The organism is Sphingorhabdus contaminans (assembly GCF_007280415.1).
In the GTDB taxonomy this organism is placed as follows: Bacteria; Pseudomonadota; Alphaproteobacteria; order Sphingomonadales; family Sphingomonadaceae; genus Sphingorhabdus_B; species Sphingorhabdus_B contaminans.
In genome coordinates this window covers 156,057-177,194 of sequence record NZ_VKKU01000002.1, presented here as the reverse complement: position 1 = coordinate 177,194, position 21,138 = coordinate 156,057, and the positions used below count along the sequence as shown (strand labels likewise).

At 56.0% G+C, this 21,138-nt stretch carries 25 protein-coding genes and 2 tRNA genes; 10 read left to right on the top strand and 17 right to left on the bottom strand.

Features of this window, described 5'->3' with window-relative positions:
- Positions 1–50: 50 nt before the first annotated feature.
- Positions 51–722 (top strand): glutathione S-transferase family protein, encoded by a 672-nt coding sequence (locus FOM92_RS09020; RefSeq protein WP_143776551.1) that lies wholly within the window; start codon positions 51–53, stop codon positions 720–722.
- A 280-nt stretch (positions 723–1,002) separates the two neighbouring features.
- Here the strand turns inward: FOM92_RS09020 and FOM92_RS09015 are convergent, their stop codons facing one another.
- The 8 genes from FOM92_RS09015 to FOM92_RS08980 all read right to left on the bottom strand — a co-directional run bounded on the left by FOM92_RS09015 (position 1,003) and on the right by FOM92_RS08980 (position 5,931).
- Complete coding sequence (locus FOM92_RS09015) at positions 1,003–1,473, bottom strand: SRPBCC domain-containing protein (protein ID WP_143776549.1); 471 nt, start codon at positions 1,471–1,473, stop codon at positions 1,003–1,005.
- 58 nt (positions 1,474–1,531) lie between these two features.
- On the bottom strand, positions 1,532–2,005 hold the full coding sequence (locus FOM92_RS09010; protein WP_143776547.1) for a VOC family protein: 474 nt from the start codon (positions 2,003–2,005) through the stop codon (positions 1,532–1,534).
- A 20-nt stretch (positions 2,006–2,025) separates the two neighbouring features.
- A complete protein-coding gene (locus FOM92_RS09005; RefSeq protein ID WP_143776545.1) occupies positions 2,026–2,463 on the bottom strand; it encodes a sugar transporter in 438 nt (145 codons plus the stop codon).
- Entirely contained in the window at positions 2,460–3,260 is an 801-nt protein-coding gene (locus FOM92_RS09000) for a VOC family protein (protein WP_143776543.1), read from the bottom strand. The genes FOM92_RS09005 and FOM92_RS09000 overlap by 4 nt, the downstream gene beginning before the upstream one ends.
- Positions 3,261–3,340: 80 nt before the next feature.
- The gene (locus tag FOM92_RS16240) at positions 3,341–4,063 is read right to left on the bottom strand and encodes a DUF1428 domain-containing protein (RefSeq protein WP_143776541.1); all 723 of its coding nucleotides are present in this window, start codon (positions 4,061–4,063) and stop codon (positions 3,341–3,343) included.
- A 42-nt stretch (positions 4,064–4,105) separates the two neighbouring features.
- Entirely contained in the window at positions 4,106–4,531 is a 426-nt protein-coding gene (locus FOM92_RS08990; RefSeq protein ID WP_143776539.1) for a VOC family protein, read from the bottom strand.
- A 20-nt stretch (positions 4,532–4,551) separates the two neighbouring features.
- Complete coding sequence (locus FOM92_RS08985) at positions 4,552–5,193, bottom strand: TetR/AcrR family transcriptional regulator (RefSeq protein ID WP_143776537.1); 642 nt, start codon at positions 5,191–5,193, stop codon at positions 4,552–4,554.
- 75 nt (positions 5,194–5,268) lie between these two features.
- Entirely contained in the window at positions 5,269–5,931 is a 663-nt protein-coding gene (locus FOM92_RS08980) for a hypothetical protein (RefSeq protein WP_143776535.1), read from the bottom strand.
- 189 nt (positions 5,932–6,120) lie between these two features.
- Here FOM92_RS08980 and FOM92_RS08975 point away from each other — a divergent pair, with 189 nt between their 5' ends.
- Positions 6,121–7,629 (top strand): YifB family Mg chelatase-like AAA ATPase, encoded by a 1,509-nt coding sequence (locus tag FOM92_RS08975; protein WP_143776534.1) that lies wholly within the window; start codon positions 6,121–6,123, stop codon positions 7,627–7,629.
- 43 nt (positions 7,630–7,672) lie between these two features.
- Here the strand turns inward: FOM92_RS08975 and FOM92_RS08970 are convergent.
- The 6 genes from FOM92_RS08970 to aroA form a co-directional block, all read right to left on the bottom strand.
- Positions 7,673–7,758, bottom strand: a tRNA-Leu gene (locus FOM92_RS08970).
- A 58-nt stretch (positions 7,759–7,816) separates the two neighbouring features.
- Positions 7,817–8,095 carry an integration host factor subunit beta gene (locus FOM92_RS08965; protein ID WP_143776532.1) on the bottom strand — a complete coding sequence of 93 codons (279 nt, stop codon included), beginning with the start codon at positions 8,093–8,095 and terminating at the stop codon, positions 7,817–7,819.
- 221 nt (positions 8,096–8,316) lie between these two features.
- Positions 8,317–10,023 (bottom strand): 30S ribosomal protein S1, encoded by a 1,707-nt coding sequence (gene rpsA, locus FOM92_RS08960; protein ID WP_143776530.1) that lies wholly within the window; start codon positions 10,021–10,023, stop codon positions 8,317–8,319.
- Between the two features lie 380 nt (positions 10,024–10,403).
- The gene (locus tag FOM92_RS15940) at positions 10,404–10,559 is read right to left on the bottom strand and encodes a hypothetical protein (RefSeq protein WP_170226835.1); all 156 of its coding nucleotides are present in this window, start codon (positions 10,557–10,559) and stop codon (positions 10,404–10,406) included.
- Positions 10,560–10,652: 93 nt separating this feature from the next.
- Positions 10,653–11,285: a (d)CMP kinase gene (cmk, locus tag FOM92_RS08955; RefSeq protein WP_143776529.1), complete on the bottom strand. Its 633-nt coding sequence runs from the start codon at positions 11,283–11,285 to the stop codon at positions 10,653–10,655.
- Positions 11,282–12,652 carry a 3-phosphoshikimate 1-carboxyvinyltransferase gene (aroA, locus tag FOM92_RS08950; protein WP_143776527.1) on the bottom strand — a complete coding sequence of 457 codons (1,371 nt, stop codon included), beginning with the start codon at positions 12,650–12,652 and terminating at the stop codon, positions 11,282–11,284. Before aroA ends, cmk begins: the two co-directional genes overlap by 4 nt.
- A 181-nt stretch (positions 12,653–12,833) precedes the next feature.
- Here aroA and FOM92_RS08945 point away from each other — a divergent pair, with 181 nt between their 5' ends.
- From FOM92_RS08945 to FOM92_RS08910, 8 genes are all read left to right on the top strand, one after another.
- Positions 12,834–13,151: a TIGR02300 family protein gene (locus tag FOM92_RS08945; protein ID WP_143776525.1), complete on the top strand. Its 318-nt coding sequence runs from the start codon at positions 12,834–12,836 to the stop codon at positions 13,149–13,151.
- Between the two features lie 81 nt (positions 13,152–13,232).
- A tRNA-Ala gene (locus FOM92_RS08940) sits at positions 13,233–13,308 on the top strand.
- Between the two features lie 145 nt (positions 13,309–13,453).
- Entirely contained in the window at positions 13,454–14,506 is a 1,053-nt protein-coding gene (gene obgE / locus FOM92_RS08935; RefSeq protein WP_143776524.1) for a GTPase ObgE, read from the top strand.
- Positions 14,491–15,624, top strand: a complete 1,134-nt coding sequence (gene proB / locus FOM92_RS08930) for a glutamate 5-kinase (RefSeq protein WP_143776523.1) — start codon at positions 14,491–14,493, stop codon at positions 15,622–15,624. Before obgE ends, proB begins: the two co-directional genes overlap by 16 nt.
- The gene (locus tag FOM92_RS08925) at positions 15,621–16,547 is read left to right on the top strand and encodes an NAD-dependent epimerase/dehydratase family protein (RefSeq protein WP_143776522.1); all 927 of its coding nucleotides are present in this window, start codon (positions 15,621–15,623) and stop codon (positions 16,545–16,547) included. The genes proB and FOM92_RS08925 overlap by 4 nt, the downstream gene beginning before the upstream one ends.
- Before the next feature lie 58 nt (positions 16,548–16,605).
- Positions 16,606–16,848, top strand: coding sequence for an acyl carrier protein (locus FOM92_RS08920; protein WP_143776521.1), 243 nt, complete (start codon positions 16,606–16,608; stop codon positions 16,846–16,848).
- Between the two features lie 4 nt (positions 16,849–16,852).
- On the top strand, positions 16,853–18,052 hold the full coding sequence (spt, locus tag FOM92_RS08915) for a serine palmitoyltransferase (protein ID WP_143776520.1): 1,200 nt from the start codon (positions 16,853–16,855) through the stop codon (positions 18,050–18,052).
- A gap of 10 nt (positions 18,053–18,062) precedes the next feature.
- A complete protein-coding gene (locus FOM92_RS08910; protein WP_246087238.1) occupies positions 18,063–18,731 on the top strand; it encodes a YoaK family protein in 669 nt (222 codons plus the stop codon).
- Here FOM92_RS08910 and FOM92_RS08905 read toward each other — a convergent pair.
- From FOM92_RS08905 to FOM92_RS08895, 3 genes are read right to left on the bottom strand one after another with little or no spacing between them, the layout of a single operon-like run.
- Entirely contained in the window at positions 18,712–19,635 is a 924-nt protein-coding gene (locus tag FOM92_RS08905; RefSeq protein WP_143776519.1) for a hypothetical protein, read from the bottom strand. The genes FOM92_RS08910 and FOM92_RS08905 overlap by 20 nt on opposite strands.
- 18 nt (positions 19,636–19,653) lie before the next feature.
- Positions 19,654–20,622, bottom strand: coding sequence for a diacylglycerol/lipid kinase family protein (locus FOM92_RS08900; protein ID WP_143776518.1), 969 nt, complete (start codon positions 20,620–20,622; stop codon positions 19,654–19,656).
- Between the two features lie 10 nt (positions 20,623–20,632).
- Positions 20,633–21,112, bottom strand: a complete 480-nt coding sequence (locus FOM92_RS08895; RefSeq protein WP_143776517.1) for a DUF2141 domain-containing protein — start codon at positions 21,110–21,112, stop codon at positions 20,633–20,635.
- Positions 21,113–21,138: the final 26 nt, after the last annotated feature.

The window sequence follows — 21,138 nt, the reverse complement described above, 5'->3', positions numbered from 1 at the left end:
ACCGCCTCGACCCCTTCCCATTCGCGCTAATCAACCCTAACAGGACCTTTATGTGGCACCTTCATCAATATCCGCTTTGTCCGTTCTCGCGCAAAGTGCGTTTGCTGCTGGGGGAAAAGGGCGTGCCCTATAGTCTGGTGCGCGAAAATCCGTGGGAACAGCGCGACGATTTTCTGCAGATGAACCCGGCAGGCCGTACCCCTGTCATGCGCGATGCGGAACGCAACATCACGCTTGCTGATTCCGTGGCCATTTCCGAATATATTGACGAGACCGTCTCGGCCAACCCGATGATCAGCGGAACCGCGCAATATCGCGCCGAGATCCGCCGTCTGGTCGCCTGGTTTGACGAACAATTTTACGGCGATGTGACGCAGCCCCTGCTGCACGAGCGGATGAAAAAGCGTCTGATCGATCGCCAGCCCCCCGACAGCCGCGTGCTGCGCGAGGCGATGAAGCTGGCCAACGGCCATCTCGATTATGTCGACTATCTCATCGATCACCGCGCCTGGATGGCGGGATCGGTGATGAGCATGGCTGACCTTGCCGCCGCGGCACAGATTTCGGTCGCCGACTATCTGGGCGGAATCGACTGGACCGGGCATGAGCAGACCAAGGCCTGGTACGCGATGTTCAAATCCCGCCCCAGCTTCCGCCCGCTCCTGTCCGAACGCATGGAGGTCATCACCCCGCCGAAACATTATGAGCAGGTGGATTTTTAGGGTTTTGCTGGTCTGATTTTTATCTTTCCCTTTCCTGTTCAGCCGATCCATTATTACTCCAAACCGTCACCCTGAACTTGTTTCAGGGTCCATCGTTAAGCGTGGACCGACCGCCGCAATGACTGCGCCACGGCTCGTAAATGCCGTGACTGCCGCCGATATGTCAGGACTGGTCTGCCAGATGGACCCTGAAACAAGTTCAGGGTGACGGCTAGATGATAGGTAGAAGTGATGCCCCCTCTCCCCTGAAGGGGGGCAGAGCCTTGTTTTCCAACGCCCTTCAACTCTCCGCCAGTTCCTTCAACTGCTGCGCGCAGGCGCCCCAGCCTTGCTGGAAACCCATATCGTCATGCTGCTTTGTCGTCGCCTCGTCCCAATGGCGCGAACGGGCGGTGTAGCGGGTTCCGTCGCCTTCGGGCGCGATTTCCCAGATGCCGAGCATGAAGGGTGCTGAGGGCATCAGGCTGCCGTCCGCGCCGCGCACGAAGGCGTCTGTTGATACGAAACGTACGCCCGGAACGACTTCCAGAAAGATGCCCTCCTGCGGATGCTCCTCGCCATTGGGGCCTTTCATCACCATCGCGGAACGCCCGCCGCTATGCCATTGCTGTTCGATGATTTCGGTCCGCCAGGGCTTGGGGCACCACCATTCTTCCATGCGGTTGGTCATGATGTCCCAGACCTTTTCGGGCGGCGCGGCGATGTAGGTGCTCACCGAAAGCTCCCAGCCATTTTCTTGTGTTGCGGTCATATTCTATGGTCCTTTTCAGTCTTTGTCGGGTGCCCCCAAAGGTCACAAGGTCATGGCTTCATCCCCGCACGGCAGCTTCGATCGCGGCCACATCGATTTTGTGCATGGTCATCATGGCCCCGAAGGCACGCTTTGCGGTTTCGCCGCCTTGCGCCATGGCATCGGTCAGTACGCGCGGGGTGATCTGCCAGTTGACGCCCCATTTGTCCTTGCACCAGCCGCAGGCACTTTCCGCGCCGCCATTGCCGACAATGGCGTTCCAGTACCGGTCCGTCTCCTCCTGATCGTCAGTGGCGATCTGGAACGAAAAGGCTTCGGTCTGGGAAAAGGCGGGCCCGCCATTCAGCCCGATGCAGGGAATGCCGCACACGCTGAATTCGACCATCAGCACATCGCCCGCCTTATTACCGGGATTGTCGAGTGGTGAACGGTGGACCATGCCCACATGGCTGTCGGGGAAGGTCGCCGCGTAGAAATGCGCGGCTTCCTCGGCTTGCGTGTCGTACCAGACACAGATTGTGTTCTTGTTCATATTCTCTCTCCTCGGGCGGGTCAGGCCAGCCAGCCCTTGCGTTGCCAGGCGCGGGCTAACTGCCATTGGATAATCGCCATCACGATGATGAAGATGGGAAAGCCGAGCATCGCCATGTCGCCGTTATTTTGTTGAAGGTAAAAGAAGGGATGGCTGAACTGGACGATTATCGCGATCAGGCTGAAGGCAAAGGCAAGCGGCGCCCACCATTTGCGTAGCACGATCCCGATGGCCCCCAGGGTGCCTAGCAGGACACCCGCCGCATAGGCGACCCATGCCCAGCCCGGCATGGCGAGCCACAGGTCTCGCTGTTCCGGCGGGAGCTTTCCGATATCGTCGGCCGACATTGACCATTGGCTGGCAAAGGCCGCCACGCCGATCAGGTTCCACAGCAGGAACAGGATTCCGGCCCACAAAAGCCATTTGGGGGCGGTGGTTGTGTTTGTCTGTACGTTCATGTGCGTGCTCCTACCAGGCCAAAGGCCGCGCCTTGCGGGTCGGTTGCGACCAGGCTGTAATCGCCGCCCGGTATTTCGATGGGTTCCTGAAGGACGGTGCCGCCATGGGCGGATATGGCGGTGCAGGCGGCATCGATATCGGGCACGCGGAAATAATAGGTCCAGAACGGCACCGGCATTTCGGGCATTTTGGGCATCACGGCACCCAGCATGAACCGTTTCGCGCCGTCCCACAGAAATTCATATTTGCCGAGCGGGCCCATATCCATGTCCCCATCCTGTACCCAGCCGAACTGCGCACTGTAAAATGCCTTGGCGGCTTTGGGGTCAGTCGTGGAAAGCTCGTTCCATGCACAATGCCCGACAATTGGGGCTTCGGCGGCAAAACTGGTGCTTTGGGCATCGGGATCGTCCGCCGGCGGTGTCGGTTTCATGATGTAGAACATCACCCCTTGCGGATCGGCGACAAAGGCCGCGCGTCCGACGCCCTCGATATCCCACGGCTCCATATGGATGCTGCCGCCGGCGTCCTTGATGGCCGCAGCACAGGCATCGACGTCGGATACCGCGATATATCCCATCCAGCAGGGGCGTGCGCCGCCCGACTGCATCTCGGCTGTCAGCGGCAGCAACCCGGCGACGGGCCCGTCGGACGCGGATATCATCCGGTAGTCCATTGGCGCGTCGCTGCTCGTGTCGATGTCCCACCCGATGACCCTCGCGTAGAAATCCCGCGCGCCTGCGGCATCGCTGGTCATCAGTTCATACCAGATAAAATCGCCATGATTGTTGGCCATAGTCTCTCTCCTCCATTCGTACGGCACTGCCGCCGGGGATGCACAGCGGCATCCGCGGCATGCAAATACCTTTCCTCCAGTCAGCGTGCCGTATCGACGATCGGTACGAATCCGCCCATGATCATGCGCTTGCCATCAAAGGGCATCGAATCCGGACCCATGGCGGCAAAGCGTTCATCCTCCATCGCCGCCTTGTTTCCGATGTCGCGCACCTCTTTGGATGGCCAGGCGATCCACGAAAAAACGACCGTTTCGTCGTCGGCGGCATCGACCGCACGGTAATAATCGGTGACTTCGCCGCGCATCAGGTCTTCGCCCCATGTTTCGACGACACCGGTGGCGCCATGATCGATGAACACCGGAGCCGCCGCTTCGGCCAGCGCCTGATAATCGGCTTGCCGGACCACGGGCAGCGGGATGACAAAGCCGTCAATATAGCCTGCGCCCTTGTCATTGCCTTCGGACAGGATGGGCGCAAAACCCGAATAGATCATCCGCTTCGTGTCGAAAGGACAGTCGGCCATTTCGGCCATACGCGGGTCGGACATCATCTTCTGGCCGGCTTCGTCGCGCGTCTGCTTGTCCGGATATTCACACCAGCTGAAAACGACCGTCTCGTCCTCTTTTGCCTGCACCGCCCGTTTGAAATCGGTCATAGTGCCATCGGGGACATCCTCACCCCAGCATTCGACCATCCGGGTCATGCCGAACTCCTTGAAAATCGGCACCGCCTTTTCGGCATGCTGCCTGTATTTCTCCTTGTTCGCGGTAGGAACCGCGAGCACGAATCCTTCGATATACATCTCTTCTCTCCTTCGGTTGTCCCCCGAAATTGTCAGGCTTCGCTATCCCTCGCGCGCAAGCGGGTGGCCGATGGACCAGCGATAGCCGAACGGGTCCCTGATCTGCCCGTAACGGTCGCCCCAGAACATATCGGCAGGCGGCATGGTGGCGGTCGCTCCGGCCTCTACGGCGCGGGCGAACCATGCGTCGGCATCGTCGACCTGCAGATGCAGGGTCAGGCCGCTGCCACCTGCGACATCGGCTTCGGCCGGGTCGACATACTCGGGAAATTCGTCATGCAGCATCAGCGACGCGCCATTGATATGGACATGGGCGTGCATCAGGCGCTTGCCATCTTCGGCGAGCATCCGGCGGATCTCGGTCGCGCCAAAGGCCCTGATGTAGAAATCGATCGCCTCGGCGGCGCGGTTGTCGCCGATCTGGATATGCGGGGTCAGTCCGCCGGTGGGTGCATGTTCCTCTGCCATTTCCTCTCTCCTTCTCTCCGTCAATTCTGTGTGAACAACATCACGACATAGCGTTTCAGGTGCATGACACTGTCGCGGGCAATGACCGGATTGCCATTGGCCTTGGCCAAGATGAACGCGCCCTGCAGGACGGCCTGGATATGGAAGGCAAGGCTAACCGCGCTCACGCCACTTGCGATCCCGTAGATATCGATAGCCTGTTGGATATCCTCGGCCAGCCGTAGTGCATAGGCGTGCAGGCTCGCGTCGCAGGCGGCGCGGATGGGATCGCTGCTGTTATAGCTTTCCTGCACCATCGTGCCGACGAAACAGGTGAAATCCTCTGCCGGACCATCGAGCATCGACAGGCGGAAGTCGATATGGCCGAGCAGGCGTTCGAGCGGATCGGGAATACGGGTCCAGTCGGGCTGGGTGAAGATGCGCTGCTCGGCAATTTCGGTCCACGCACCGGCTGCCTCGACGGCGAGCGCCTCTTTGGAGGCGAAATGGTGGAAGAAGGCGCCCTTGGTGACGCCGGCAGCCTGACAAATCTCGTCAACAGAGGTCGCGGAAAAGCCCTTGTAGCGCACGGTGGCAATGGCCGCGGCGATCAGTCGCTCGCGCGCGGAACCGGCGGCGGGGACCTGTCTGGGCGGGGCTTTGGTGGCACGACTCGGGGGCATGGGGAAAGCATACCGACCAGTTGGTATGTGTCAATGAAAAGCGGCTGAGGCTTCAGCCAGGTTAACAAATGGCCGTCAGTTCAACGGAATAAAGCTTGCAATTTCAGAGGGTTTGAGGTATAGCGCCTCGTCGTGGGGCACGCTGTTCGTCAGATCGTAAAACGCCTTCGCATTATCGGCACTCATGCCCATTTCCCGATAATAGGCGACATATTCCTGATTGACGGGGTCGCTCTCGGCATAGTCATCGGGCTCCAGCCCCTCCTCGTCGACCCAGCTATGTACGGCAAATTCGGCCCCCGGCTCCGCCCGGCGCTCCGCCCCGGCAAGAAACAGCTCCACCCCGCCGGACCGCACCGACCCGCCATTGGGAACAAAGGTCGCAATCCCAGCTTTCCGGACCATCCGTGCCAAATCCAGATTGGCCGCGTCATCGCCGGTCCCGGGACAATCGATCATGTCGATCTGGCGCACCGATGGAAAGGCCCGCAGAAGGGCGCGAAATTGTGCCGGGGTATCGGTTTCGATGCTGCCAACCAGTTCAATCCGCTGCGGCGACAGAACCCGGAACGGGCCAAAAATGGCGATGGCTTCCCGGGCCGGTGCAGCAGGTTGCGGATCGTCGACCCACTCGGTTACGGTGGTTTCGACACTGAAGCTGTCAAAGGCATGCCCGCCCGATGGCGCAAGGGTGAAAACGCCAAGGGCGAGCATGCGTAAAGCAACGGCTAGCTTCATGGCATCCAAATGCCACCCCAGGCTTTGCCAAATGATGTGCAGGCAGGGTTAAATGAAATTTAGCCATATATTGCTTTTGGGACAGCAATCCGGATGTGCGAATGTCTCGTATACCAACCGCCAACAATTGCCCCGCAGATCGCACTTTTCCACACTGGACGGCCAGCCGGATTGTGAAGGAAATGAAACGTGGTTTCGATTGTATCGACGGTGGCCTATCTTGGACTCGAGGCCCGCAGCGTCGAAGTGCAATGCCAGATTGCCCCCGGAATGGTCGCATTTGCGGTGGTCGGTCTCCCGGATAAAGCCGTTGCGGAAAGCCGTGAACGGGTCCGTGCCGCCATATCCTCGCTGGGGCTGGCTTTGCCGCCCAAGCGTATCACGATCAACCTCTCGCCCGCCGATCTTCCCAAGGAAGGGTCGCACTATGATCTGCCAATCGCCCTGGCGTTGCTGGCGGCGATGGGGCTGGTCGATGCCGAAACGCTTTCCCACTATGTGGTTGTTGGCGAGCTCGGTCTGGATGGAAAAGTTGCCGGATCTCCGGGCGTTCTCCTTGCGGCGCTTCATGCATCGTCGCGCGGGATGGGGTTGATATGTCCGTCGGCTCAGGGTCCGGAGGCGGCATGGGCCGGACAGGTCGAAATTGCCGCTGCGCCCGACCTTTTGGCGTTGCTCAACCATCTCAAGGGGCAATCCCACTTACGTCCGCCCGAGCTAGCCATTGTCCAGGAACCAGTGGCGGGTCCGGATCTGAAAATGGTGAAAGGACAGGAAACCGCAAAACGCGCGCTGGAAATTGCAGCGGCCGGTGGCCACAATTTATGTATGACAGGCCCTCCCGGTGCGGGAAAATCGCTGCTCGCATCATGTCTACCGGGGATACTTCCCGAATTGACGCCTGCCGAAGCATTGGAGGTATCGATGATATCGTCCGTTGCCGGGAATCTGGAAGGCGGACGTTTGGTGCGAACACGACCCTTTCGAAGCCCGCACCACAGCGCATCGATGCCGGCTCTGGTCGGGGGAGGTGTCCGCGTCCGGCCCGGCGAAGTCAGTCTGGCGCATTTGGGCGTTCTCTTTCTGGACGAACTTCCCGAGTTTCAGCGGGTAGTGCTCGACAGCCTCCGCCAACCGCTGGAGACGGGCGAAGTCAGCGTCGCCCGAGCCAACAACCATGTTACCTTTCCGGCGAATTTCCAACTTGTCGCGGCCATGAATCCCTGCCGTTGCGGGCATTTGGGCGATGCTGCGCTCGCCTGCAGCCGGGCCCCACGCTGTGCCGCCGATTATCAGGCAAAAATCTCAGGCCCTTTATTGGACCGCATCGATTTGCATGTCGAAGTGCAGGCCGTCAGCGCTGCCGACCTTGTGCTTCCACCCCCTGCAGAGGGTTCGGCAGAAGTAGCAGGGCGGGTCAAGCTTGCCCGGCAGATACAGGATGCCCGTCTAAAAGGCGAAAAGGCGCGCACCAATGCAGAGCTGGATGGTGAAATGCTGAAGAATTGGGCGACACCGGATGAGGCAGGACAGAAATTGTTGGCGCAAGCTGCCGAAGCAATGCGCCTCTCTGCAAGAGGTTATACGCGCATATTGCGGGTTACCCGAACAATTGCCGATCTGGCCGGTGCCGAAACAGTGGGGCGTATTCATGTGGCAGAGGCGCTGAGTTACCGGCGCACTCCGCCCCGGAATTGAGGGACCCGGATACGATGCATAATCTACAAGGCTACAGATTGGTTGGTGCGGATGGCGGGACTCGAACCCGCACGCCCAAAAGGACAACAGATTTTAAGTCTGTAGCGTCTACCATTCCGCCACATCCGCACGCGAATGTCGAAGACAGTATTATTGCCTTGTGGTCAAGCCGCTTTGGCGAAGCACGTTACTTGTTTAGCTGTTCGCGGACTTCTTTGCCGGGCTTGAAATATGGAACGCGCTTCGAAGGGACTTCGACCGATGCGCCAGTTCGCGGATTGCGGCCTTTGCGCGGGCTACGTTCACGGGTCGAAAACGCGCCAAAACCGCGCAATTCTACGCGCCCGCCGTCGGCTAGTCGCTGGATAATTTGGTTGAAAAACAAATCGACAATTTTCTCGATTTCTTCGGTTTTGAGCTCGGGATTTTCGCTCTCCAGTTTCTTAATCAACTCGGACCGGATCATGGGCAAAGTCCTTCATTTGTTATCAAGTCGATACCCGAGTTTTTACGAAGCCATGCGACCAAAGGGATCGGGCTCGGGAGCGCAGCAAAAGGTGCCAGATTATTATTTATTTTACAACGCATTTGCTGTGCAGTCGTTTGCACATAACAAAAAACCCGCTCCTGTTTCCAGAAGCGGGCTTTTTTGTCCCAAATGGGGAGCTTTTGTTCGGCCGGTTTGGCTTACTTCTTCACGCCTTTCAGCGCTTCGCCCAGGATGTCGCCAAGTGACGCACCCGAATCGGACGAACCATATTGTTCGACAGCTTGCTTCTCTTCGGCCAGCTGAAGTGCCTTGACCGAGAAATTGGGCTTCTTCGAACGGTCAAAACCGGTGACCATGGCGTCAAACTTCTGGCCAACCTGGAAGCGGTCAGGACGCTGTTCGTCACGGTCACGACCGAGGTCGGCGCGCTTGATGAAGCCGGTTGCGCCGTCTTCACCAGCCTGCACTTCAAGGCCGCCATCGCGGACTTCAAGAACGGTAACCGTGGTGGTTGCACCTTTTTTCAGGCCGCCAGCCGAAGAAGCTCCGGCTGCCGACGGGGCACCCTTTTCGATTTGCTTGATGCCGAGCGAAATACGCTCCTTCTCTGCATCGATGTCGAGAACGATCGCCTTGACGGTTTCGCCCTTACGATGAAGATGCAGTGCTTCTTCACCCGAAATGCCCCAAGCGATATCCGACATGTGTACCATGCCGTCGACATCGCCATCGAGGCCGATGAACAGACCGAATTCGGTAGCGTTCTTGACTTCGCCTTCGACGGTCGAACCGACGGGGAACTTCTCGGCGAAGCTGGCCCAAGGATTGTCCTGAGCTTGCTTGAGACCAAGCGAAATCCGGCGCTTTTCCATGTCGATGTCGAGAACGATGACGTCGACTTCCTGGCTCGTCGAAACGATTTTGCCAGGATGGACGTTCTTCTTCGTCCAGCTCATTTCCGAAACGTGGACCAAGCCTTCGATGCCGGGCTCCAGCTCGATAAATGCACCATATTCCGTGATGTTCGTGACCGAGCCCTTGAGCTTGGTGCCAACCGGATAATTCTTGACGGCAGCATCCCAGGGATCGCTTTCCAGCTGCTTCATGCCAAGGCTGATGCGCTGTGTGTCCTTGTTGATGCGGACGATCTGCACCTTAACGGTGTCGCCAATATTGATGACTTCGCTCGGGTGATTGATGCGCTTGTAGCTGATGTCGGTGACATGCAGCAGGCCATCGATGCCACCCAAGTCGACGAAAGCACCATAATCGGTGATGTTCTTGACCACGCCGTCGATGATCTGGCCTTCGGCGAGATTCTGGATAAGACCGGTACGCTGTTCGGCACGGGTTTCTTCCAAAATGGCGCGACGCGACACAACGATGTTTCCGCGCTTGCGATCCATTTTCAGGATGACGAAAGGCTGTGCAATATCCATCAGCGGAGCGACGTCGCGCACCGGACGGACATCGACCTGGCTGCCGGGCAAGAAGGCAACAGCTCCACCTAGATCGACGGTGAAACCGCCTTTGACGCGGCCGAAGATGACGCCATCAACGCGGTTGCCAGCTTCAAATTCGCCTTCGAGCACATCCCATGCCGCTTCACGGCGGGCGCGGTCACGGCTCAGCATTGCTTCGCCGTTCATGTTTTCCACGCGGTCGACATAAACTTCGACTTCGTCGCCAATCTTAAGGTCGGCTTTTTGGCCGGGCATTGCGAATTCACGCAGAGCCACACGGCCTTCGGATTTCAGACCAACGTCGATAACAGCATGGTCATTGTCGATCGCGGTTACGGTGCCTTTTACAACGCGGCCTTCAAAGCCGCCGTCGGCGCCACCAAGCGATTCGTCGAGGAGTGCCGCGAAATCGTCGCGGGTCGGGTTTGGCGAAGTTGCCATAGGTTAGAGTTTCCTTACGTACATTTTTTCCGGCCAATCGGTTGGTTCCGATGGTCTTTGACCAGAGCTGCCCTATTGCCCGAATAGCAATAAAGCATTCAAAAACAGAGTATTTGTATGAAAACGTGCGACCTTCTGAACTTGCTACAGCAACCATTTTTCAACTTTGACCATCGGTCAGTGTGGCTAAATGGGCTCGGTACCATGAACAGAGTGATCGTGCGCTTTACGCAAACACTCCGGCTACAAAAGAGCGGTAAAGGTAGGCCTATACCGACGCTATCGCGGCTTGAACGCGGCCGCCTATAGTCAAAAGGCCCATATCAAGCAAGAAATCTCGTCGAGAGGAGCAATTTCGGGTGAATGACAATTTAGGACGGTCAGGCAGCCTTGTTGCGCTGCGCCCAAAACATAATCCGCCACCACAAAGGTGCGGAGCCGAAAAGGAGGTTGATCCAAGCCGTCCAGTTGGTGCGCCGCCGTAACGGGCTGGCGGTGATTTGTGGGAAAGTCTGTGATTGTGCAAAAGTCGCCATGATGGTTGCCCCCTTGATTGAGGCCAGCGTCTACGCCCAAGACGTTACATCTCCGCGTCGCGGATATGACAGAGGGATTACAAATTACGAGGTTTATCGCGACTTGCGATAAACCTTGCTGTCAACGGCGGCAATGGCTGACTGGATCGCTTCTTGGACTGACATATTGCTGGTGTCGATTTCAATAGCATCGACCGCAGGCCTTAGCGGCGCCGTGGTTCGACCCGCATCCCTCGCATCCCTTGCCTGGATGTCAGCCAGAATAGTCTCAAGCTCGACATTGACTCCGCGCGTTTTCATTTCACGATACCGCCGTTCAGCACGTATGATCGCAGAAGCCGTTATGAAAAGTTTCACATCAGCGTCAGGCGCGATCACAGTCCCAATATCGCGCCCGTCAAGCAAAGCGCCTCTAGGTTGATGAGCAAAATCGACCTGTCGCTTATTCAAGGCAGCTCGGACTTCGGGGTGTATTGATATGCGACTAGCAAGCCCGCCAATGGCTTCCTCCCGCAGTTCTGGGTATGCAAGAATATCTTCGGAAAACTCACAAGCTTTAAGGGCGTCGTTCGGTGAGTCGGGATTACCGCCATTCCGGAGCAGTTGAAAGCCTACGGCTCGATAAAGAAGACCTGTATCCAAAAAAGGGAGGCCATAATGATCAGCCAACGCCTTAGCGATGGTGCCCTTGCCTGAAGCGGTAGGACCGTCAACCGCAATGATCATGAGTGCGCGAAGTCATCAGAGGATATGGACGAACCTTCAACGCCTTTCAGCATCATCAGCATGGATTCAAAACTCGGAAAACTGGTAGCTATCGGCGTTACGTCGTCGACTATGACGCCTTTGTAGCAGTGTTGACCTGCAACTGCGAAGCTCATTGCAATGCGGTGATCAAGTGCGCTCTTGATTGCGGCTCCGCCTTCGAGCGGCTCACCTCCACTTCCGTCAATGAGCAACCCGTCTTCAGTTTCGGTCACTACGGACCCAATGGCGTGCAATCCTGAAGCCATCAACGCCAGCCGGTCGCTTTCTTTGACGCGAAGTTCATCCAATCCGCTGGTTGTCGTGCGACCTTGAGCGACGCTTGCAGCAACAAAGAGGATTGGGAATTCATCAATCATACTCGGTGCGACTTCAGGCGGTACCTCAATCCCGTGCAGTATCGAATGCCGAGCGGTGATGTCAGCCACAGGCTCCCCGCCGACTTCCCGTTCGTTCGAATAACTCAAACTCGCACCCATTGCCTCCAGCATTTTGTATATGCCGTTACGCGTAGGGTTCATTCCAACATGGGTGACGGTGACTTCACTACCGGGGGTGATTAATGCCGCGACGATGGGAAAGGCTGCTGAAGAAGGGTCTCCCGGAACTTCGATGTTTTGCGGCCGCAATTCTGCTTCGCCCATGAGGTGGATGTGACGTACGCCATCTTTGGCTAGCTCCACTGATAGGTTTGCGCCAAATCCTCTCAACATTCGCTCGCTGTGGTCGCGCGTTGGGATCGGTTCGATGACTTCGGTAATACCTGGCGCATTCAAACCTGCAAGCAGCACCGCGCTTTTCACCTGCGCCGAAGCAACAGGTAAACGATATTGTATCGGGATTGCCGGAACAAGGCCACGGACCATTAGCGGCAACGTGCCGCCAGGGCTGGCGGTAAACTCAGCGCCCATAAGACTGAGTGGATCGATCACGCGACCCATCGGCCGCCTCGAAAGACTGGCATCGCCTATGAATGTGGCGGAAATCCGATGGCTAGACACAAGGCCCATGAGTAGGCGTGTTGAAGTGCCACTGTTGCCCATATCCAAAGTAGCTGATGGCTGCATCAATCCGCCAACGCCGACTCCGTGGACAGTCCAGGATCCTTCACCGGTACGCTCAATTTTCGCGCCCATGGCGCGCATCGCGGCTGCGGTCGCAAGTACATCTTCGCCTTCAAGCAACCCGGAAATGCGGCTTTCTCCCACGGCAAGAGCGCTGAGCATAATCGCTCGGTGAGATACGGATTTGTCACCCGGAACTTTGATGGTCCCGCGAAGCGGGCCGGAATGCTGGAATGTGGCGGGGCGTGGTACGGCGCTGTGCATAGCTGGCTGCTTTGCTTTTATGGTTGCTGGAAGTCAACGCGCCTTATCATTATAGAGTGCATCCTTGGGGAGAAGTTTTTGACAGCGCCGCATGGCTGTGGCAAAGGCCGCGCCAATTGATGGCGATTCACCCATGTGTTTCGCCCTTTCCAAGCTATGTTATAAAGGATTTGAGCCTGCCATGATTAAGGCTGAATGGGGAACCAAGCGTACCTGCCCAAAATGCGGCACTCGCTTTTACGATCTCACCAAGGATGAACCGGTTGAGTGCATTGAGTGCGGTAACCAGTGGACACCCGAACCGGTCCTGAAGTCCAAGCAACCGCTTCCATTTGAAGAAGTGGAAAAGAAGAAGGACGATACCGATCTCGCTGACGACGATCTCGATATTGATGTCGATGCAGTTGATGGTGATGTGTCGCCTGACAATGATGTTGATCTCGGCGGTGATGATGATCTTGGCGTTGCCAGTGGGGAAGATGAACCCGACGACATTTAAGTCGAACTTCGTGCTTGATATATGAGGAAGCGCCCGCTAGTGGCGCTCCTCACCAAATAGCCGCCCTGCTTGCGGTATGATGGGGCCTTAGCTCAGCTGGTAGAGCGCTACACTGGCAGTGTAGAGGTCAGGGGTTCGACTCCCCTAGGCTCCACCAATTCTACACAGTCTAGATGTTCGGCCTGTTCCCCGGCCATCATGCTATTGGTGCGATTAAGTTCCAATGCGCACCATTGCGCCAATTATGCGATTAAATCGCTCGCCACTGGCCAAAACGGCCAACCTTCCGTAAAGGCGACCCCATGCATTTTCTTGATCAAGCAAAAATTTTCATTCGCTCGGGCGCAGGGGGACCCGGGGCGGTTAGTTTTCGCCGAGAAAAATATGTACAATATGGTGGCCCCGACGGCGGTAATGGCGGCAAAGGTGGAGATATTATATTTGAGGCCGTCGCCGGTCTGAACACATTGATAGATTTTCGTTATGCTCAGCATTTCAAGGCTATGCGCGGTATTCAGGGCATGGGACGTGACCGGCACGGCGCCTATGGCGATGATTTGGTCATTCAAGTTCCGGTGGGTACGCAAGTTCTGGCGGACGATGAAGAGCGTAGTCTTCTTCTTGACCTAACAGAAGTTGGGCAACGCGTTGTTTTCCTGCGCGGTGGCGACGGTGGCAGGGGTAATGCATCCTACAAGAGTTCGACAAACCGTGCGCCTAGACAGCATGGTCCGGGTTGGCCTGGCGAGGAAATGTATGTCTGGTTGCGGCTGAAATTGTTGGCGGATGCCGGATTGGTCGGAATGCCCAATGCGGGTAAATCGACCTTCATCAATCAGGTATCGAACACAAAGGCAAAAGTCGGCGCCTATCCATTCACGACGACACGTCCTCAACTGGGCGTAGTTGAACATAAAAGCCGGGAATTTGTATTAGCCGACATTCCAGGCTTAATTGCGGGTGCAGCTGACGGGGTGGGTATAGGTGACCGCTTTCTCGGACACATAGAACGCTGTCAGATTTTGATTCACCTAATTGATGCCACGCAAGACGATCCTGTCGAGGCATGGCATATTGTTTGCGAAGAATTGGCTGAATATGGCGCTGGTCTTAGCGAGAAGCCTCAAATTGTGGCGCTCAATAAAGGCGATTTGCTCGACACCGAGTTAATGGCCGACATTTCGGCACAATTGGGTGCCGCTGGAGCTCAAGATGTCATCGCGATTTCGGGTGCAACCGGTCAAGGCGTGGATCTTGTGCTTGATCGGGTTTTAGAGGCATTGCCAGCAAAGAGCGGACTGGAAGGTGCAAAGGCGGACGGCATAGCCGAGGATGGGACATGGTCGCCGATCTAAATCCTGCCGCCTTTTTGGAACAGTCGTGCCCGTTACTGGTGGTAAAGGTCGGGTCATCCCTTTTGGTGAAACCCGACGGTGGCGTACGCCGTGCCTGGCTGGAAACACTTGTTGCCGATATCAGTGCTCGCCATCAGGTGGGGCAACGCATCATTATCGTTACGTCCGGCGCTATCGCGCTCGGTGCGCGCCGGCTGGGGTTTGACAAAGGCGGAAGGGCAAGCCTCGCCGACGCGCAGGCTTCAGCGTCGGTAGGACAAATTCTGCTTTCAGGAATGTGGGCGGAACTATTAGCCGCGCAGAATCTTGTAGCTGCCCAGATGTTAGTGACGTTGGACGATCTTGAGGAACGTCGTCGCTATTTGAATATTGCCGCGACGTTGGATCGTTTGATCGGTGCGGATGCCGTCCCTGTCATCAATGAAAATGATAGCGTTGCAACCGAAGAAATTCGCTTCGGCGACAATGACAGGCTTGCGGCGCGTGTTGCGCAGGCTGCGGGAGCTTCCGGGGTAATACTGTTATCCGATGTTGATGGTCTGTACGACCGCGCACCGCACTTACCAGACGCTGTACATTTGCCGCGTGTCGAACGAATTGACGGACATGTTCGCATTATGGTTGCCGCAGGCTCCTCTTCGGGGATGGGTTCGGGAGGGATGGCATCAAAACTGGATGCTGCAGATATTGCGACACGCGCAGGCATAGGTCTTGCAATCACATCAGGCTTGATAGACCACCCACTGCAGGTCCTCGCAGACGGTGGGCGCGCGACTTATTTCACGCCCCGAACTGGTGCTTCTGCCCGCAAGACGTGGTTGGGTGGCAGGCTGACCGTCAAGGGCCAGGTCGTTGTAGATGAAGGGGCCATAAAGGCACTGCTAGCAGGTGGAAGCCTGCTTCCCGCAGGCGCGGTTCGCGTGGTGGGTGAATTCAAACGTGGCGATGTAATTGATATCTGTGCGGACGACGGAATCGCCTTTGCAAGAGGCCTTTCCGAATATGATGCCATTGATGCAGCGCGTATCTGCGGTCGCCGCTCGGCAGAACTCGAAGCTATTTTGGGGACTGTTCCACGCTCTGTTCTGGTTCATCGCGATCAACTGGTGTTGCTTTGAGATCCTCTGTTGGAAATACGGTCGCTGTCACGGGCGCAACGGGGTTTGTAGGACGTGTTACTCTTGACCGGCTGGTAGAGGCGGGATGGAAAGTTCGCGCACTTACCCGGCGTGATCAGCCTAAGAAAAATGGAGTGACATGGGTATCGGGTGCCCTCGACAATATACAAAGCCTCCATAATTTATGTGAAGGCGCGGATGCAGTTTTGCATATTGCCGGTGTTGTAAATGCGCCGGATGAAGCAGGTTTTGAAGCCGGAAATGTCCGGGGTACTGCTTCAATCATTACTGCGGCGAAGGACCGCGGTATTAAGCGTTTTGTTCACGTATCTTCGCTGGCGGCAAAGCATCCGCAATTATCATTTTATGGTGCTAGTAAATATCGCGCGGAGAAATTGGTCGGTACCAGCATGCTTGATTGGACGATAGTTCGTCCGCCGGGTGTCTACGGTCCAGGTGACACGGAAATGTTTGACATGTTCCGCCTTGCGCAAAAGGGATGGGCACTTCTACCGCCCCGAGGCAATGTTTCGATAATTCACGTAGATGACTTGGCGCGCCTACTGGTTGCCTTGCTGCCCGAAAACGAAGACGTAACAGCCCAGATCTTTGAACCAGATGACGGCTTGGAAAAGGGTTGGAGCCACCAGGCTTTTGCACGCGCGATCGGGTGGGCGATTGGCCGTCGAGTAACCACATTGCATGCTCCAAAATTTGTGCTGACTTTAGCAGCACATTTAGACCGTTTGTTTCGAGGATCTAAGGCGAAGCTCACGCCCGACCGCGCAAGTTATCTGTCACATCCCGACTGGACGATAGACCGAACCGCGACGCCCCCTGCTGCGTTGTGGTTGCCACAGATATCAACACGACAAGGATTGAAAGACACCGTGCGCTGGTACAAGGCACAAGGCTGGCTATAAACTGCCCTCTTGCCGCCTTATTCGCTTGCCATAGCCCACGAAAATAGAAGGATACCATATGACTGATCGTGCGGAAATGTTTGAACGTTTGAAGGGTTTGATTGAGCCGTTTAACAAAAAGGGCGTTGAAGTCACCGAGACGACGACTTTCGCCGGTGATTTGGAATGGGACAGTCTGACTGTTATGGATTTTGTGGCAGAAGTCGAAGATAGCTTTGACATTGTTATCAGTATGAATTTGCAGGCCGAAATCGAAAATGTGGGACATTTAGTCGATGCGGTAACGAAGCTGACGGACTGATTATATGACTGACCTGTTTTCCAAATTCGATGCGCTTATTGCTCAGCGCGAGGGCTTGCTGGCAACTGGCGTTAAAGACCCTTTCAGCCTTGTAATGGAGGAAGTGAAGTCACCAACCGTTGCAATCTGTAATGGGAAAGAAACCATTTTGCTCGGTACCTATAACTATATGGGTATGACATTTGACGATGACGTTATTGCTGCGGGTAAAAAGGCGCTGGATGATTTTGGGGCGGGGACAACAGGCAGCCGTGTTCTGAATGGCACCTTTCAGGGGCATAAAGAGTGCGAAGACGCGCTCAAAGAATTTTATGATATGGATCATGCCATGGTATTCTCCACTGGCTATCAGGCCAATTTGGGGATTATCAGCACAATTGCAGGCAAAGGGGATTACATAATTCTCGACATCGACAGCCATGCGTCGATTTACGACGGATGCAAAATGGGTGATGCCGAGATTGTGGCATTTCGACATAATGATGTCGAAGCACTGGAAAAGCGGTTAAAACGTCTCCCGGCTGAAGCTGGTAAACTGGTTGTACTTGAAGGCGTCTACTCCATGCTTGGTGACGTTGCTCCCTTGAAAGAAATGATACGCATTTCGAAAGCAGCCGGTGCGATGGTTTTGGTGGATGAAGCACATTCGATGGGTTTCATCGGCAAACATGGCCGCGGAGTTGCTGAAGAGCAGGGTGTTCTGGACCAGGTCGATTTCATCATCGGCACATTCAGCAAAAGTGTTGGCACCGTTGGCGGTTTTTGCGTTTCCAACCATCCAAAATTCGAAATCATGCGGCTTGTTTGCCGACCCTATGTTTTTACTGCATCCTTACCCCCGGCAGTTGTTGCATGCTCAGCAACCAGCATTCGCAAATTGATGCATAACAGCAACAAGCGGGCGCATCTTTGGGAGAATTCCAAAAATTTGCACAAAGGGCTGCGCGATCTGGGATTTCAGCTCGGAACGCCAGAAGCTCAAAGTGCCATTATCGCCGTCATCATGCCCGACCTCGAAAAAGGTGCCGCGATGTGGGAAGCGCTGTTGGCCAACGGACTATATGTGAATCTTGCCCGTCCGCCCGCTACTCCCGCAGGTATGACCTTGCTACGCTGCTCGCTTTGCGCCGAACATAGTAGTGAACAAGTTTCAGATATACTCGACCGTTTCGAACGTGCGGGGAAAGCCGTAGGGATTATCTAATTGTCCTGCTGTGACGAAGCTTGACCTGAACACACGTTTATTGGCGATCGGTTTAGCCGCTATGGCCGGAATGGTGGACGCTATCGGCTTTTTATCCAGTGGTGGCTTTTTCCTCTCCTTTATGAGCGGTAACTCAACAAGATTGAGTGTCGGTATTGCTGAAAGTGCACCCTATGTTGCGATAGTAGCTGCCCTAATTGGCAGCTTTGTTCTGGGTGTAGTGGGCGGGTCATTGATCGGCCGCAAATCCCTTAGTTCACCTTTTCGGCGTCAGGCGTTCATTCTTGCCCTTATTTCAGTTCTGTTATTCGTTGCGCCGTTAATGGCGCTCCACAATATGTTGCTTTTGGGCTTATGCCTGTCCGCATTTTGTATGGGCGCTGAGAATACACTTTTCGAACGGGACGGGTCGGTATCGTTCGGGTTGACTTATATGACCGGCGCTTTGGTTAAAGTTGGCCAGGGTCTCGCAACGTTGCTGAGTGGTGGGGACCGCCTGGCGTGGATTCCCTATCTTATACTATGGTTCGGCCTTGTAAGTGGCGCAGCGATAGGTGCTGCGCTATACAATATATTCGGGATATCAAGTTTGTGGGTGCCGTCCGCAATAGCAGGGTCTTTTGCCGTGATGTTTTTGTTTGCGGAGCGAAAGGGGGGCGCTAGCGAACTGCGCCCTTGACCAGAAGTTTAGGCACCAGAAACATTGCTGCGACTAATGGCCAGCGCCTCTGCCACGGTTTGATCTCGATCTGTGTCCCAGCATGGCGATTAATTTTCCAGGCGAGATAATCGATGCCTCCAGCATAAGTGAAGGCAGCCTTTGCGAGGCGTGCGATGGTCAGGAGTTTACCGTTGCGGCGCAATGCAGGCCATCGGTTTCGCTCCTGCATTATCCGACCTTGCGGGTCGGGAAGGATGTGCACCTTCTCCCCCCGAAGTTCGTTGGCGATGGGAGTGTGAGGGAGAGCGGCTTTCCCGAAGCGGACATAGCGGTCCGGGTCGAATTCAACGACTGAGGCGGGGCGGTCGTTTCGTTCGGCGCGCAGCTCTGCGTCATAGGTCATCCGGAAACCAGTTTGCCAAAGGTCCAGCACATCGACTTCTCGTTCAGTGAAGGCCAGAGCAGCGTTGAGGAGTGTGGGGGCGGCGCCGGAAATTGCGGTGGCGACGGTGGTGCGGGCGGCGTCGTTTGCGGACCAGACCAGCCGGGATGGCTGGGAAAAACGGGCCCAAACTGACGCGGCTGACGCTTCAGGCCGGTTTAGATTGTGGAAGTCTTCTTCGCTAAGTATCGCAACTTTTGCTACTAAACCATTATATTCAAATGGAAATACGTTAGGAGGCAGTCTCCTGTTCCATTTAGCCAGCCATTTTTGCGTATAGGCCTCTTCATAGCTCGAAACGATCAGGTAAAAATCGAGCATCTGGCCTTCCAACTGTTCGCTGCGCAGGCAGGATCCGTAGAAGAGGACGGCGCGGGCGGCGTTGGGATATTGCGCGGCGATATGCGCTGCAAAGGCATGGACGTCGGGCAGGGCGGGAACCGCCAGTTCGTCGGCAACAAGTTGGACTAACGAGGGCATAAAATAGGAACGCCGAACTTAGGCCGCCAGCTTCAAAAAGGGAACTGGGGGAGTCGAGCGTAGCACGATTGGACTGCCTTTGCTGGCAACGAATACCTCGCCGTCCAGCACGACGCTGCTTTTTTCGCTTTCAATGCGGATTGTATCGCCTTCCTGAAAATGCACGCCATCCATGGTGCGCTGGCCCAATTTGCCGCGCAGGGAAGCAGCAATCATCTTCAGCATCGACCAAGGCCGCTGGTCCACCGCCAGAAACTTCATCAGCCCTTTACGCGCTCCACCGGCTTGCGCGCCGAGCAATAGCTTATCCAATGTCGTCACGATCAGCACCGAGAAGATGCCCTGCAATTCCCCCTGCCGGATAAAGGACACGCTGATCGGTTTGGCCCGCGCCGGAAGGAAGCTGACCTTCATTTCAAAGATGGTCGACACGAGGACAGCCATCGCCGCGAGGAAATGGCTGAGGCCATTGGGCAGGCCGAGCGGATAGATTTTGTTCCGGCAATAGAGAATTGTTTCTGCAAGCCCCGCACCGCCCAGGAACATGCCCAGCACAGGACGCGCACCTTCGCTGCCATCGCTGAGGGCGATCAATTCACGTACCACAATATGCTGGGACAAATCGCCTTTTGCGACTTCAAGGATGCGTTCCAGCGCAACCAGCGGATCACCTTCGGCGCCCAGATCAAGCGCGATCAAATTGGTTTTCCCGTTAGGCAGGACCGCAACCGGTGGCGGCGAGCCTTCAAAATGGCCGCCATGGTAAAGCTCGGTCAAAGCCGACTGGACGGTTCCATCGCCTCCATTCACCACCAGCACCTTCGGTTTCACACGGGCGATCATTTCGAGCGCCTTGGCTATCTGGCCGATTTCCTCCACCTCATAATGGAAGATGTCCGGATTTTTTGCGCAATAGGATCGAACCATCGGCAGCAGCGACCTGTTGCCGGTTGAATTGGGGTTCGAAAGGAGCGCTACCAGTGCCAAATATTTTCCGTTACATATATTTCAGGTTGATGGTGATCTGCGTTACTCCGGGGCCGGCCTGAAAAGCGACCTTGCCCACCGAAGGCTTGCCGAGGTTCAGAATGTTGATGCTGGGGTTGTTCGAGAAACCGCCGCCATCGCTGCTGATGTCCGTCTTGCCATTGCCGTTGCGATCATGGCGTACAGCAATGCCATAGCGGCCCTCTGAAGGAACAGGGACGCAGAAATTCATTGTCCCGGCACTCGCCCGGCTTTCGAGGCGGTGCAGCCACCGTCCTTTGGCAAGCCATGCGCTTCCGGTCGCAGGATAGGATTGGACCCGAACCTTGCCTGCCGATTCTTTCACGCCGCGGACGCTCACGAGAACAGCAGGGCCCTTACCTGCTGCGCAGCGCGACATGTCATTACTGATTTCCTGTCCGGCAACAGCCGTGCCCGCTCCAAAAGCGAGGGCTGAAACTGCAAAAAGGGCAACATACTTATTCATCATAAAACTCCTGGAACAGTATTTCCGGC